Annotated in this window: 11 protein-coding genes and 1 pseudogene; 6 read left to right on the top strand and 6 right to left on the bottom strand. The window is 59.2% G+C overall.

Annotated features, from left to right (window positions below; genetic code table 11):
• Positions 1-131: 131 nt before the first annotated feature.
• On the top strand, positions 132-1,880 hold the full coding sequence (locus tag BX592_RS15845; RefSeq protein ID WP_134192775.1) for an ATP-binding protein: 1,749 nt from the start codon (positions 132-134) through the stop codon (positions 1,878-1,880).
• Positions 1,881-2,266: 386 nt separating this feature from the next.
• Here BX592_RS15845 and tnpC read toward each other — a convergent pair whose 3' ends face one another.
• Both tnpC and BX592_RS15835 read right to left on the bottom strand, forming a co-directional pair.
• Positions 2,267-2,638, bottom strand: a complete 372-nt coding sequence (tnpC, locus tag BX592_RS15840; protein ID WP_134192774.1) for a Tn3 family transposase post-transcriptional regulator TnpC — start codon at positions 2,636-2,638, stop codon at positions 2,267-2,269.
• Between the two features lie 7 nt (positions 2,639-2,645).
• The gene (locus tag BX592_RS15835) at positions 2,646-5,642 is read right to left on the bottom strand and encodes a Tn3 family transposase (RefSeq protein WP_134192773.1); all 2,997 of its coding nucleotides are present in this window, start codon (positions 5,640-5,642) and stop codon (positions 2,646-2,648) included.
• A 275-nt stretch (positions 5,643-5,917) separates the two neighbouring features.
• On the opposite strand from BX592_RS15835, the gene BX592_RS15830 reads away from it, so the two are divergent.
• The 4 genes and pseudogenes from BX592_RS15830 to BX592_RS15810 form a co-directional block, all read left to right on the top strand.
• Positions 5,918-6,193: an HU family DNA-binding protein gene (locus BX592_RS15830; protein ID WP_134192772.1), complete on the top strand. Its 276-nt coding sequence runs from the start codon at positions 5,918-5,920 to the stop codon at positions 6,191-6,193.
• A gap of 27 nt (positions 6,194-6,220) precedes the next feature.
• Positions 6,221-6,523 (top strand): DUF1016 N-terminal domain-containing protein, encoded by a 303-nt coding sequence (locus BX592_RS35160; RefSeq protein ID WP_166676378.1) that lies wholly within the window; start codon positions 6,221-6,223, stop codon positions 6,521-6,523.
• A 562-nt stretch (positions 6,524-7,085) separates the two neighbouring features.
• Entirely contained in the window at positions 7,086-8,120 is a 1,035-nt protein-coding gene (locus tag BX592_RS15815; RefSeq protein WP_134192771.1) for a PDDEXK nuclease domain-containing protein, read from the top strand.
• A gap of 255 nt (positions 8,121-8,375) precedes the next feature.
• Positions 8,376-8,783 (top strand): annotated as a pseudogene (locus BX592_RS15810) (hypothetical protein); the annotation flags it as partial.
• A 238-nt stretch (positions 8,784-9,021) separates the two neighbouring features.
• Here the strand turns inward: BX592_RS15810 and BX592_RS15805 are convergent.
• From BX592_RS15805 to BX592_RS15790, 4 genes are all read right to left on the bottom strand, one after another.
• Entirely contained in the window at positions 9,022-10,191 is a 1,170-nt protein-coding gene (locus BX592_RS15805; protein ID WP_134192770.1) for a PDDEXK family nuclease, read from the bottom strand.
• Positions 10,192-10,248: 57 nt separating this feature from the next.
• Positions 10,249-11,670: an AlbA family DNA-binding domain-containing protein gene (locus tag BX592_RS15800; protein ID WP_243849563.1), complete on the bottom strand. Its 1,422-nt coding sequence runs from the start codon at positions 11,668-11,670 to the stop codon at positions 10,249-10,251.
• A gap of 72 nt (positions 11,671-11,742) precedes the next feature.
• Positions 11,743-11,934, bottom strand: coding sequence for a hypothetical protein (locus BX592_RS15795; protein ID WP_134192769.1), 192 nt, complete (start codon positions 11,932-11,934; stop codon positions 11,743-11,745).
• Positions 11,935-12,137: 203 nt separating this feature from the next.
• On the bottom strand, positions 12,138-12,893 hold the full coding sequence (locus BX592_RS15790; RefSeq protein WP_166676368.1) for a TIGR02391 family protein: 756 nt from the start codon (positions 12,891-12,893) through the stop codon (positions 12,138-12,140).
• A gap of 140 nt (positions 12,894-13,033) precedes the next feature.
• Here BX592_RS15790 and BX592_RS15785 point away from each other — a divergent pair, with 140 nt between their 5' ends.
• Positions 13,034-14,500 carry a 3'-5' exonuclease gene (locus tag BX592_RS15785; protein WP_134192767.1) on the top strand — a complete coding sequence of 489 codons (1,467 nt, stop codon included), beginning with the start codon at positions 13,034-13,036 and terminating at the stop codon, positions 14,498-14,500.
• Positions 14,501-14,504: the final 4 nt, after the last annotated feature.

Below are 14,504 nucleotides of genomic sequence, written 5' to 3'. Positions count from 1 at the left end.
GTCGGCCCGGGGTCCGCAAGTCCATGGAGCTGGCAGTTGCCTGCTCCATGGCCACTTGCACTCTCGTGTCCAAGGCCAAATATCAGCAGCCCTTCGCGATGGTGTTGCAAACAGTTTCTGGAGCGCCAATCATGACCGTGCCGACTGCGTCGCCCCTGGTAAGCCGCATCCAGCAAGCGGGCGCCCTTGTCACCGCAGAACTGGATGCACGCTCGCATCGTTCACCAGACTACGCTGCGGAAAGCGAGGCCCTGCATGCAATGGCCCAGGCGTTGACGGAATCGGACACGGCGATGCTCCAGAAGCTGGTCGACACAGCGCTGACATTATGCGCAGCGGGCAGTGCCGGCATCAGCCTGCACGAACCCAAGGATGGTCAGTATTCCGCCTTCCGGTGGGCCGCCGTGGCAGGACGTTGTGCGGATCTGGCGGGCCATCTCATTCCGACCGACGACAGCCCGGGGGGCGTCGCAATTGCATTGGGTTCGCCGCAGTTGTTTGTTTTTCCGAAACGGCACTTTCGCTGCCTGGCGCACGTCGTTCCAGAAGTGACTGAAGAACTGGTTGTGCCGGTTCCCGGCACGCCGAAGCCCTGGGGCGCACTATGGGTGATGTCTCACGATGACCATCATTTCGATAGCGAGCATCGTCGCATCCTCAAGAGCCTGGCGGCGTTCACCTGTGCTGCGCTCACAATAGCCCAGGCGAAGGCAGATGCCGAAGCGCGAGCCAGGGAAGCCGAGGAGGCAAGGCGCGCAGTCGCGGCAGCCGAAGCTCACAAGGACGATTTCATTGCCACTCTGGGACACGAGCTGCGCAATCCGCTTGCTCCGATCGACAGTGCGATGGCAGCGGCGCAAAGGCTTGCGGCCGACTGTCCCGCAGTGTTGTCGGCGCTGGCCGTTGCCAACCGGCAGGTGCAACAGCTAAAACGCCTCGTGAGTGACCTGCTCGATGCATCGCGAATCCGACATGGCAAGCTGTCCGTGCGACCCGCCCACGCGTTGCTCGGCGACATCATCAAGGACGCGATCGCTGCCGTGAGCGAGCAAGCCGAGCGACGTCGGCATCAGCTTCATGCCACACTGCCGCCCTATCCGGTGACGGTAAGTGCCGACGCCGCCCGTCTGGTGCAGGTTATCTCCAACGTATTGGGAGACGCAGTCAAATACACACCGCCCGGAGGAGAAATCACGTTGGACGTAGACGCGCCTGACCCTGCTGCGATTCCCGAACATGACTCGGCGCCGCGGGAAGTGGTCATCACGGTACGCGATACCGGCATAGGCGTCCCCCCCGACCTTCTGCCGCGCATCTTCGACCGCTTTTCGCAGTCCCGGTCCGCGAGAATGGGCGCTGAAGGCGGTCTTGGCCTGGGCCTGTCGGTCGTGAAGTATCTCGTCAATGCACACCAGGGCGAAGTGTCCGTCTTCAGTGAGGGCGAAGGCAAGGGAACCCAGGTTGTCTTGCGGTTGCCCATCGTCCGTCATAGCAGCGTTGAACATTCGGCATCCACGACCCACGGGATACCGCCTGCCCGGATCCTGCTCGTTGACGATAACGCGGATGCGACCGAGGCGCTTGCGCTGCTGCTGACACTGGACGGTCACGAGGTGAAACGCGCTCAGAACGGACTGGAGGCGCTCGTGCTCGTCGAATCCTTCACGCCAGACGTCGCGCTGATCGACATCCACATGCCAGGTATGGATGGCCACGAACTTGCCCGCCTGCTTCGGCAGCGGACGCAATGCGCGTCGACGCGACTTGTCGCATTGACTGGCTCTACCGGAGCAAAAGACTCCGCTGCTATGCGCGAATTCGACTGCTGCCTCGTTAAACCACCGTCGCTTGAGGACCTCGCGTTTGTCATGCGTGGCTAGCCACACCGCCCCTGCATCATCAGGGCCGCAATGCTTCGGCACCGACCACCAAGGTGATTCGGCGTACCGTCGTCTTGCGGTCGCGATTGCCACCTGTTTGACGCTCGCCGCGGCAAACGCGGTGAGGCAAATCATGGAGCGTACGGGCCATCGCCTGAATGGAGAACATGCGACTGCAAACACGCGTCAATGGTCGTAATTTTGCCGTTCCCCGCAGACCAAGCGGGCTGCTGTTCGATGGTCGCCACTGCGGGTCTTGTTGCGCGAGGTCGTGCTGTCCCAGTTTACCTGCCAGCCAACGAACGACCACTTGCGCGATGTTTGATCGCCCGAAACGGTTCGTTCAGCGACATTCGGAAAAGCCGAGGCCTTTTCGCTTCGTACGTTCACCGCCCATTCGGGTCGCCCATATCATCAGAGCGAAGCGCCTCGAGCGGCTGTAACACTTCGCGGATAGATATCAGTTCAGCCACGTAATGATCGATCCGGTCGAGCACGTCCGTCAGTTGATCGACAAACGGTGTGTCATCGGACATTGCCATCAGGCTCGCCCCATTCACGATCGTGTGCGCCATGCTGTGCAGATGCAGCAGATCGTTCCGCAGATGCTCCGGGTCGTAAAGGCTCGCACGTACCTCATCCAGCGTACCTACGGCGTCGAGCATGCGCGTCGTGTCGTAGCTAGACTGGAGGGCATCTAGTCCAGCCGTGTCAACGTCGCCATACGGCGTCGCGGTGACCGCAGCTCTTGCACTCATGGAATCGTTACCTCATTGCGTTGTCGGGGCGGGCCGCTTGGCCAAACAGCGCATCATTGATCCAACTCTCCGGTGCGCGGTCCAGATGCAGTTTGTAACGCCCGAACCGCCGGATGTTGTGTGTCGGATACGGACTTAGGAATTCGATATCCTCGGGGCGGACTTTCTCGCCCTCGGCCACCATGTCGCGCAACGCCCGCATCATGTCGGCCGTATTCTGCAGGATCACCGCCGAGGCGATCAGGTCATTGTAGCGGAGCCGCTTCTGCTGCTCTTCGGGCTCATTCTCGGCAATCACGTCGCCTCCGAACGATAGCCACTTCGCGAAACCGTTGTACGACTCGATCTTGTTGGTGTTGGCCGTGACCTCCTGGCGAAGCTCGCGGCTGCCGATCCATTCGAGAAGGAACACGGTCCGCACGACGTTGCCGAGCTCGCGCGCGGCCAGGTAAAGCCGGTTCTTGCGGCTCTCCGAGCCGAGCCGCCGCAGCAGCAACGGCGAGGAAATCGTGCCCGCCTGCATCGAGAGTGCCACCTGCATCAGTTCCTGCCAGTGCCGCTCGATCAGCACCCAGTCGATCGTCGCAGTGAACAGTTTGTCGATGTGTTTGTATTTCGCCTCGTTGTTCGGCCGGTACATCACAAGGTCTTTCCAGTTGCGGATTCTGGGCATCAGCTTGATACCGAGCAGATGGGTGAAGGCGAACACGGCGGCCGATTGCCCCTGCGTATCGGCATGCACGGTGTCCGCCTTGACGGACAGGCCCGCCTTGAGTAGGCCCTCGATCACGTAGATGGCTTCCCACACTCCCGGCGGAATGAAATGCCGGAACACCGCGATATAGTTGTCGGCGACGTGCCGGTAGGCGACGGCGCCCATCTTCCGGTACCGGAAGTGATAGCCGGCCAGCAGGTTGTTGTCGTAGAAGTCATACTGCGTGCCGTCGGCGGCCACCGTCTTGCCGTCGCCCCAGTGCTTGGGCAGATCGAGGCGCAGGTACAGCTCGGTCAACTCGCGCTGTGCGGTCTCGAGTTTCTCCAGGCTCATGTGTCGGCGATTGACGAACGAAAGCATGTGCGCAGTCAGGTCGGTATCGAGATGGCGGGCCGCCTGGGTTGGTCCGAGATTGCAGCCCATTGCGAAGATCGTCAGCAGGTAGCGCTCGGCCGCCTTGCGGATCTGCGGGTCGATCCCGGAGAGCGGTCCGAAGTGCCGCGTAAAATGGGTCCAATGTTCGATGTTGGCGAGGATGTCGAGCACGTTGCGCGTCGGCAGCCGCGCATTGATCCGCTCCTGCAGCGCGATCGCGCTCGCAGGGATCTCTTTTGCAATGGTCTTGCGCAGGGTCGGTTCGCCTCGCTGGTCGATCGTGACGTGTTCGCGCTTGTGCGAAAACTCCTCATCAAGCTTTCGTGCGCCGTCGGTCAGCCATTGGCGCAATTGGTCAACGAACTCGCTGCCGGTCTCCGGCAGGCCGACCTTCGCGCAGTAGTCAGGCATTTGCTCCTCGCACTGCCGCCACGGCAGCAGGTGATCGCGGTAGTCCGCATAGGCGTCGGAACCAGTCACGCACAGGTCACCCACCCGCAGCTCTTCGGCCATGTACGAAAACACGCAGAGTTCAAGAAAGCGTCGGTTGGTCGGCGCTCCCTCCCCGTGGGAGCGGCGCACGAGCTTGCGCCAGCGCGCCGCAGCAAAACTCAGGTCCACGTCGGCATCGATCCATTCACGGTGTAGCGTCTCATTCTCCAACACCACGTCGAGCGCATCGAGCAGCGAGCGAACTTGGCTTGTGGAATCCCATTCAAGCGTATGGACAAGACGCATAAGGACCGAGCGGTGCGCACGGAAATGCTTCCAGAGCAGTGGCAGGTAATTGCGGCCGCTGAAGGCTCGGATCTCCGCACAGCTCTCGCGCAGCGGTTCGAGGTCGCCCTTCGGTGCCAGCCATTTCCGTATCGACTGCGCGATCGTCATCTCGTCGGGTTCGTCGGAAAGAATGTCGACAACGCCGCCGAGCAGGACCACGAGATCTTCGACCTTGTCTCGCTGCCTACGCTGGACGATCTCCAGTTCGTCGCTTGCACGCTTGTGAATCGCGGCCATGCGCCGCACGAACATGTCGGCGAGATCATCGCGGGCGCGCACGCGCATCCGGCTCAGCAGCGCGACGATCAACGTGTAGCGTTTCTCGGGGAGCGTGTCTTTCTTGAGGGCGGACGCGTCAAGCGACATCGCCTGCATCGCCAGCGAGCGCAGTTTTGATGCCGGAACGCCGGCGAGTGCAATCGTGAAGTCGCCGATCTCGTCGAGCCAGGTGATCTGGTCAATCAGCAAGTCCAGGTGCTGCCGGGACGGCCGCTTGGCGTGCCGCTTGATGCGGTTGTAGGCGGTCTGTCGGCTCGAGAGGTCCCGAGCCAGAAGACGGTCGAGACCGCGCTTCTGTTCATCGGTCAGGCGTCGCGCGACCCGTTTGAAAAGCCGCGCCTGGGTCTTCGCGTGAATCTGTTCGGTAATCCGATCCAACGTTGAGAACGCCGGCAGCTCGACGTTCTGCGCGATCAGCTCGTCGATTGTGGCGTTGATGATGTCGACCGGCTGGTCCATGGACAAGGCTGCCGTATGCGCGGCACGCGTGGCAATCGTGCCAGCGTCGGTGCCGTAGTACGGCTTGACGCCGAGGTACTCGCGTACCGCGGCGTAATGTCGGAACAGCGTCGGTGATACCTGCGTGTCGTAGCCGAAGCACACGCCTGGGCCGATGTTCGCCGCTGCGCGCACGTGTTCGACGATGGCCGCCGGAATAACGTCCAGCGCCGGGAAATGATGCATCTGCTGGAAGATTTTTAGAAGGACTAGCAGGCCCAACCGGGGTCGCTCACCCCGTGACGACCGACGTGCCCATTCCAATTCATCGGGCAGAGGCGTGTAGCAGGCCTGCAGATCCCGGGTAGCCAGGACTTTGGGAAAGCGCGGGTATGCGGTGCGTTCGACGGTGGCCATTGCGAGTCGTCCAGATCGCAGAGGGCCAGTCAGATTAGCGCAAGAAAAATCAGACGTTACTGCGTCAGATCGAAATGTTCGGACGCGTTTTCATAACCAAAAAGCTTATGATAGGAATTTACGCGTACCTTGTTGAGCCCTGGTGAACGCCGGCCATACGCAGGCGGCTGGAATTGTCTCCGCAGCGCGGAGACAATCGCGAGGCCGGGCGTGGGTTTGCCTGCGGATGCTCCGATGAGGTACGGTGCAGGCTTGAACTCACTAAAGGACTTTGAATGAACAAGCAGGAACTGATTGACGCGGTGGCCGCCAGCACGGGCGAGAGCAAGGCGGCCACGGGGGAAGCCATCGATGCCGTGCTCGAGACCATTACGCAGGCCCTGACGACGGGCGACACCGTGCAGCTTATTGGCTTCGGGTCATTTGCCACCGGTCAGCGCGCGGCACGGGCGGGACGCAATCCTTCGACGGGCGAGGCGATCCAGATTCCTGCCGCGAAGACGGTGAAATTCACCGCCGGTAAGGGGTTCAAGGACGCGGTGAACGCCTAATGCGCTGATGACTGCACCTACTGGCAGATCGGCCGCCGGATCGTCGAGTTTGAGCAGGGCGGTGCAGACCGGGCAGCATATGGACAGGCGCTGCTGCAGCGTCTGTCTGCCGACCTGACCGCGCAGTTCGGCCGTGGCTTCGGAGCGGATAACCTCGAGCTGATGCGCCTGTTCTGCCAGAGCTACGGCGACAGCGAGATTTCCGAAGCGGCGATTCGGAAATCCGGTGCGCCGGTCCCAGTATCAAATTCCGAATCGCAGTCCGGGATTTCTCGCTTGAGCAACTGGCACAACGGGCTTCCCTCTCCTGGACTCACAAGGTCCGGCTGATGCGACGCACGCGATCGCGCGAGGAACGTCACTTCTATGAGGCGAAGGCGTCACGTGGTGGATGGAGCGTGCGTGCCGCGATGTGCTCGAACGGGCGCAGCGACAGGGGTCGCAGGCGCACGCGTCTTCGCCCGGCTCGCGCGTGGCCTTAAAGCCGCCTTTCTGGACATGAGCGGCTTCTCGCCCGCGCAATCCGAAGTACATGTGCGCTTGCGCAGGCCTGGCCCAAATTTGTTCGACACCCTGTTGCACTATAGTCGTAGGTCGCACATTGTCACGCTTGACCGGCTCGACGACTGGAGCCGTCCCGAACTTGGTGACACTCCGCCACGAACGCAGACCTTTTCCAGGCATACATGGCGACATGGAAAATGTCGCACCGGTGATTGGCGTGAGGCGCGCAGCGAATGTCATGCCGCCGACGTAGAGCGGGGTGTCCACAATTGTCTCCGCGGTGCGGAGACAATTCCGAGCGCCCGCGGAGCATCTGTGCCGTGACGGATTCGAAGACCAGACCTCGAGCGGTCATTAATGCGGTGACCAAATACCTGAGCAAAGAAATATGAGCGACCTTACACTTTCTCCTCTGTTTGACGAAGTGCGACGGCTCATCAATTCGGCGCGCGAGCGGGCCGCGGCTGCAGTTAATGCGGAGCTGACACTGTTGTACTGGCAGGTCGGGCATCGTATTCAGGTGGAGGTGTTGCGCGGCGCTCGCGCGGAATACGGGCAGGAGGTAATCAGGTCATTGGCGCGCCAGCTTACTGCGGAATATGGTCGCGGTTGGAGCGACAAGCAGTTGCGCCATTGCGTGCGCCTTGCGGAGGTATTTGCCGATGAAGCGATTGTCTCCGCAGTGCGGAGAGAATTGAGCTGGACGCACCTGAAGACGCTGATCTACGTCGAAGATCCGCTCAAACGCGACTTTTACATTGAGCTGTGCCGCCTGGAGCGCTGGTCATCCCGCCAGTTGCATGCGCGGATCGAGTCAATGCTGTATGAGCGCAGCGCCCTCTCGCGGAAACCGGAGGAAGTCATCCGCCACGAACTTTCCAGCTTAAGAGATGCTCACCAGGTAACCGCCGACTTGGTGTTGAAGGATCCGTACGTGCTGGATTTTTTGGGGCTGAATGATCGCTACCTCGAGCGGGATTTGGAAGACGCAATTCTTCGTGAGATGGAGCAGTTTTTATTAGAACTTGGTGCCGGATTCACCTTTGTGGCGCGGCAGAAGCGTCTGCAGATCGACGACGATGATTTCTATCTCGATCTGCTCTTCTACAACCGTAAGCTGAAGCGACTCGTCGCGATCGAGCTGAAGCTTGGCGCGTTCAAGGCGGAGCACAAGAGCCAGATGGAACTCTATCTGCGTTGGCTCGCAAAGTATGAGCAGGAGCCGGATGAGCAACCACCGATCGGCATCATCCTGTGCGCTGGCAAAAAGCAGGAACAGATCGAGCTACTTGAGTTAGGAAAGAGCGGCATTCACGTCGCAGAATATCTGACTGTGCTACCACCGCGCGCGACGCTCGAGGCAAAGCTGCATCAATCGATTGCTCTCGCGCGGTCTAGGCTACCCGACCATCGCGAGGACTAATTCGGCTTTGTACAAACACCGTCTCTTGGGGCCCGTAGCGCAGAGAGGGGATACTCTGTAGAGCGCGAGGTCGGTACACGTAGACCGTAATAAAAGCGTCAACGCCCGGTCTAGCAATGACGCGGCATGGCGCGCGCTGGTTGACACTTTTATGTCCCGTTGAATCGTAATAAAAGCGTCAATTCGCGTATGTCCGTATTAAATTCGTCAATTCGCCTCCTACACTTCGAATCCCGCCCGTAAGCGGTTGATCTTATGGAACATTCTCTGCACACCGCAGAGCCGGTCGCGCTCGCCCGTCCGCGCGGAGCACATCGGTTCGAAGCGTTCAGCCCCAAGCTCGCACGCCGGATGACGTTCTATCGCCGCGCCCTGGTTGAGCAGTGGGTGTTGCTCGAAGCCGATCCGTTAGTAGTCGCCTTCTGTGAGCGGCCGGGGTACATACAGATTGACAGGCACAAGCGACTCGCGGACTTCTGGGTTCGTTATGTTGATCGGAATGAATTAGTTATCCTTGATGATCGGTCTTGCGAAGTCGATGCAACGAAGCCAGATCGAGTTCTCGACGTAGACACATGTACGATCCGGCGGGTTGCGCCGGCCGAACTGGCCGCCGCGCGAGTCTGGATTGAAAACTGGCAGCGCATGTTGCCGTGCCTGATGGGGTGCCTTCAGGATTCGGACTTTTATGTACGCTAGCTGCCCGAAAGTCCTTGCCACATAAGGCTTGGCGCAGTTAGTGCGTTTGCTCACGCAAACAGGGCCTCGCCATCAGCAGTAACTTCTTGATTTTCTTGAGGCTGCAGTGCGGCTATCGTGCTTTAAATTCCAAATCCTGAAGGCACCCCTTACCGGACACCTGGCGTACGCTTGCGTCGCTTATGCGCGCACTAGTTGTTCATCAGGATTGAGAGACGGGTCGATGGCGAAGATGCGCAGGGAACTTATCGACGCGGTGTATTTCTTCGTCTTGAATCCAATGATGAGGGCCACTCCAATCAGTGAATCTCGCGATGCGCCCGCACGCATGCGCGAATGGCCCACTCTCTCCATTGAACGGGACATAGATATGCGGATCGCTGACGAACTCATCACCGATATCGTCAATGTCCAGGATGCTTTCGAACGGGATGACAGCGACGACGTCGAGCCAAACGCGATTTTCAGCCGGGAGCTGCTTCCACACTCGCAGAGCTTCGGCGCGTATCGCGCTGTCAATCTGAGGAACCGGCCACGGCGTCTCGCCGCCCAGGTTAATGGCTTCGTTGCAGCAGAACATCGCGTCCCAGATTTCCTCATCATCGGCGAGGTAGGCGAAATGACGGCGCGTCAAGAACTCGAGACCATCGTGGCAAAGGCCCAGATACTTCCGAACGAACCATTGCGGCTGCTTGTCGAAGTTCAGTATCTCTTCGTGGTCGGGATACGTGGTCGCGTCGGGCGAACGAAGCAGCACCGTGCTGTTCTCGGCAGACTCGAGCAGTCGGATCGCCTTGCGTTTCATCGCCAGTTTGGCACGCAGCTCTGTACGCTGTGAACGCCGGCGAATGGTCAGTGACACGCCGAAGTACGCGAACAGCAGCCCGTCATTCTCCGGCCGATACAGTCGATCCTCGATCTCCGCTTTCCCCCAGAGGTGCCATTCCTGCAAGCCCATCGCAGCACATTGGTGGCGGAATCGATCCCGCGCGGTCTTCGAGAAATCGCACGCCGCAGCAAAGATGATGCCGTGCAGTACCTCGCCATGGGCCAGTCGGATCTCGTTCAGGTACTGCAGAAGTTTCGTTGGCCCGATTGCACGCTCGCGCTTGCATTGAACGAGCCACAGCCGGTCACCACTACCGACCACCGTGACCTCTTCGTCATCGGTCTCTGACGCCGACGGCGGCTCCGTTTCGACAATCTCGTATCCACGCGCATCGAAGCCGTCATCGGATCCAGCTCGACCAGTTGCCTCGAGGCGGCGCCATGGCTTGAAGTCGTAGACCAGCTGCCGTATCAAGTCTTCGAACCGCTTGGGTTCGAGGTCTTCGAAGTGGAGCGGATTGAGCGTTCGTGTTGCCGCGACCATGTTGGCTCCCAAGTCGTAAACTTGAACTTGCGTTCTGTATCCGCTGCTTTGTGCAGGTTAAAAGCGCCGTGCAAGCATCCTCTGGATCAGGCCTTCGACGACTGAGTCCGGCATCGTGAAGCCGTCGAACACCTGATAGAGTGGCTGGATCGCCGCTTTGACGTACTCGACGATCGTGCTCGGTGCGGTGTCGAGGGGGACAGTTAGCGTGGATGTCACGACGTCTTGGCGCGATGTGCGCGGGTTGACATGACGTCCAGGTTCAACCCATGACATGAGCACGCGATCTTTCAGGCCGGTCCAACGGAACAGGAATTGCAGGTTAGTCTGTTCGTCCGCCTGGAGCGCCCTCGCGAACGACAGTCCGACAGCGATGGTTTCGCCTACGCGCGTGATGGGCAGGACGATGTCAAGTGCGGTGCCCGGCGTCGGAGCGCGGGTGCCCGATGAGATATCGTCGTCAAGCGCTCGATAGCTATAGAAGCTGCCATTCGGATGCACGCGCATGAAGTCGACGTGCGTGAAGGTGTTCGGGTCGAGTGCGACGATCAACGTCTCCCACGCACTGTCAAATACATAGGGGCGCTTATCTGCGTCCTGGAACGTACGACTGTTCAGCCACACGGGCCAGCCGCTCAGCGACGGATTGCTTGCGCTCAATAGATTCGCGAATTCATCGAGGCCAGTCTGCGGCGGGAACTGGCCATCGATGATCAACGCGACTTCCCAAGACCCGTGCTTTGGCAGGCTGCCCTGCTCCTTCGTCACAGCCAGGAAGCGCCCCAGCCCTTCCGCCATGATTTTGTCGAGGCGTTCACGGACAGATTCCTTAACTGGCCCATTTCCGGCCAATGTCAAAGCGAATTCGCGAAGCGCGCTAGGGTCAGCAGCTGCAAGGTGTCGGCGAAGAAACCGCCCGATGTCGGCCTCACGATTGTTGAAGCAGATCTCGCAAAGTTCGTCCCAATCCCTATACTGCGCCTTTGCCGTACTCGGTGTGTTGTTGCTGTTCAGTGTGCGGACATAGGCGACATCGCGCTCAACGAGCATCTTTCCACCGTCGCCCGTCAGCTGCTGTTTTGCGAAAACGGGCGTACGAACTCCTGGCGGCACGACAATAACGGGATGAATGACGTCATCGTGTTCAACAAACTCGACCGCGATCTCGAACGCCTGAGACGCATACTTCGTGACCAGCCCTTGGATCACGTCGACATGGAAGGTCGAGCGCACATCTTTTGGTGCACTGTCTTTGTCTGGCGTCATTGTCTTGTCGTCGAATCCGATCACAAGATAACCGCCGCCCCGGTTTCGGAGAGCAATCGCTCCCTTGATGATTTTGGCTCGTCCTGCCGGATCGTCCGTTGAGATCCACGTCTTGATCTCAACGACCAGACTTTCGCCCGGTTGCTTGACCAGCTGCTCGATGTGTTCCCGATTGACGTCTGACATTTTCCCCTCGTTGATATTGATGTCCACTGCCTGAATGCACTGCTACGCATGTTCCAGAGCATCCGCAAATTCATCCCAGAATTCGATCATCGCGCGGCCTTACGCTCGCAGATCGGCCACCGTGAGGTACAGGTCTTCTCCGGACATGGGTCGATAGACACGAGGCTCGTAACGAAAGGGCATCGTCGTGATTTCGCCCGTCGCATGCTCCGGTTCGAAGAACTCGGGCCGCGCTGCCTTCAGCAAGTCCGCAGAGTCGCCGTCGGCGTGCTTCACCGTGTTGGCAACCAATCGTAGCTCGTCGATTGCCGCCCACGTCGGCACCAGTGTGATATCGAATCCGGTCTACGCCGATTGACAATTTCATTGTCGCAACGGTGACGAAATTAATACGGTCTCCGGCACGCGGTTGCAAATCGCTCTCGTGGGCAATTTCATTTCGTCGCTCTACGATTTAAGGACAGGTCGCCTGGACGGCTTTGGCCGAAGCGAGCTTACACTTCTGATGGAAGTTGATCGACTCCAGTAGCATGGTCAACGGTGCGTGCGAGAAGACTTGCGAAAACTAAATGTTCCGCAGCTTCTTTTTGCCATAGCCGATGAATTGTCGAGTGCGCGAGCGGATTTCGGATGGCCTGATAAGCACCGGTCAAGATGTTTATAAAACCTTTCTGCTCGTTCCGTCCAGACTCTGTCTCGAGTGTGCTGACGACTAGCCTGCCACCCTCTAATTTAAATGCCTCCGTGACCAATTGTTGGCCATCGAGTTGCAGATCGGCCCGTACCCTGATGTAGTCAAAAACAGCCGTTATCGAAGTCTCAACAGCCGCCCTGTAATGCGCCGCCGTATACAAGTCCCACGCGCGATTTGCGATGATTGGGTGAAGTAGGTCGAAAAGTGGGATGTTGGGATCGCTTCGTCCGTCGGAATGGGTGTCCAATTCCAATCTCGCTGCTTCTCGCAGCTTTGCAATTTCGACAAAGATGAATGAATGGTAGTCACGTTGATGTTCGAATCTGACGAGTCGCATGGTCTCTTTTGACCATTTATACGGTCGCATCCGCTCATGCCAGATGTCTAGAAAATCGTCGAACAGTTTCGATACGTCTTGGTACCCGAGTGACCAAGCAAAACGACGAGAACCTTGGAACACATTTGAGGGCGCATCAGCCCATTTTACGCACTCACGCTGGATTTCATCCAGTTTTTCACACGCCCGCATAAACCAGCTATAGGTTTTTGAGTCCATTGTTAGTTGTCGTTGTGTAAGAGTCGAAAGCATTTTACGTCGGTAAGCTGCGCAGCAGTCCCTTTTGCGCCGCCGCCGCGGATGGAGTGCTGCTCGCGAGCGAGTTTCGGGCACACTACGGATTTCCTGGCGGCTCTCGCATGTCACGTTCATTCACTCCCACTGCTGAACAGGACGCGATCGTGGATGCAGTTATTCACGGCCGCAACCTGAAAATCAAGGCATTTGCCGGAGCAGGAAAGACGTCGACACTGCGGCTCGTTGCCAGCCGCCTCGCAGACAAACGAGGCAGCTATCTTGCCTTTAACCGGGAGATCGCAGAACATGCGCGCCGCGGTTTCCCGCCGAACGTCGTCTCGCGTACGATGCACTCGGTCGCCTATGCATCGGTCGGCGCAGCGCTGCGTTCGCGCCTGGATCTTCCCGCCGAACTGCCGCACGAACTGGCTGCGCGCTATCAGCTGGGTGCGCTGGAATTGCCCGGCATCACGGGCAAGGCGCTCGAGATTACTCCATTCGACATCGGCCGGATGATCGTCGATGGCCTTGGTCGCTTCTGCCGCTCGGCGCAGCTCTCGCCTGAAGCGTTGCACGTCCCCGTGGACGAAAAAATCGACGAGGCGGCCGCGCAATGGCTGCGTGAGGCGCTACTGCCCTATGTCGCCCGTCTGTGGGAGGAAAGCATTGCTCCCCGGACACATCAGGCGATCGGACCAGACGTCGTCCTGAAGGTCTGGGCATTGTCCAATCCGCGTCTGGATGCCGACTTCATTCTTTTCGACGAAGCGCAGGACAGTGACGGTGTCATGCTGTCGGTGCTTGGGCGACAGCGTCATGCACAGATCATCTACGTCGGCGACCCCTACCAGCAGATATACGAATGGCGAGGCGCGATCAATGCAATGGCGTCCATCGAGGCGCCCGAACTCGCATTGTCGGAATCCTTCCGCTTCGGTCCTACTTTCGCAGCGCTCGCAAGCCGTCTGCTTGGCCTGCTTGGCGAGCGTACACCGATTCGAGGCCAGAATACGATTGGCTCAATTATGGTTGAGGACCCGTCGATCGCACCGCCGGTTGACGCCATCCTGTGCAGGAAGAATGCGACCGCCATCTGGCACCTGGCTGCAGGGCTGGAGATGGGCCATAAGCCGGCGATCCGCATGAGCGCGGCCGAAATCGAAGCGTTCGCGGATGGTGCCGACCAGCTAATCGCGGGAAGGCGTGCCTATCGTCCTGCCGCTTTTTCACTTTTCGAAAACTGGGGTGAGGTACAGTCGTTCGCCCGGAGTGCGGTCGGGCGCGATCTTCTGCCAATCGTCCGGATCGTCGAGGAATGCGGTACCGGTTACGTTCGGGCGCTCGCTCGCCGCGCGACACCAGAGCCGGTTGCAGACTACGTTATCTCCACCGTGCATCGCGCCAAAGGACTGGAATGGAAACGCGTGAAGGTGGTGAATGATTTCCGGTTCGGAGTGGTCGACGGTCGCCTGAGCGTGGACGACGAAGAAATGCGCCTGCTTTATGTCGCGATCACGCGCGCACAGCACGTACTCGACATCTCGGAGCTCCGCGAGGAACTTTTGCGGTTACTCCACAAGCGCACCTGACACT

Source organism: Paraburkholderia rhizosphaerae, from assembly GCF_004366595.1.
Classification (GTDB): Bacteria; Pseudomonadota; Gammaproteobacteria; order Burkholderiales; family Burkholderiaceae; genus Paraburkholderia; species Paraburkholderia rhizosphaerae.
The sequence above is the reverse complement of the archived record's forward strand: the minus strand, read 5'-3'. Positions and strand labels throughout refer to the sequence as shown.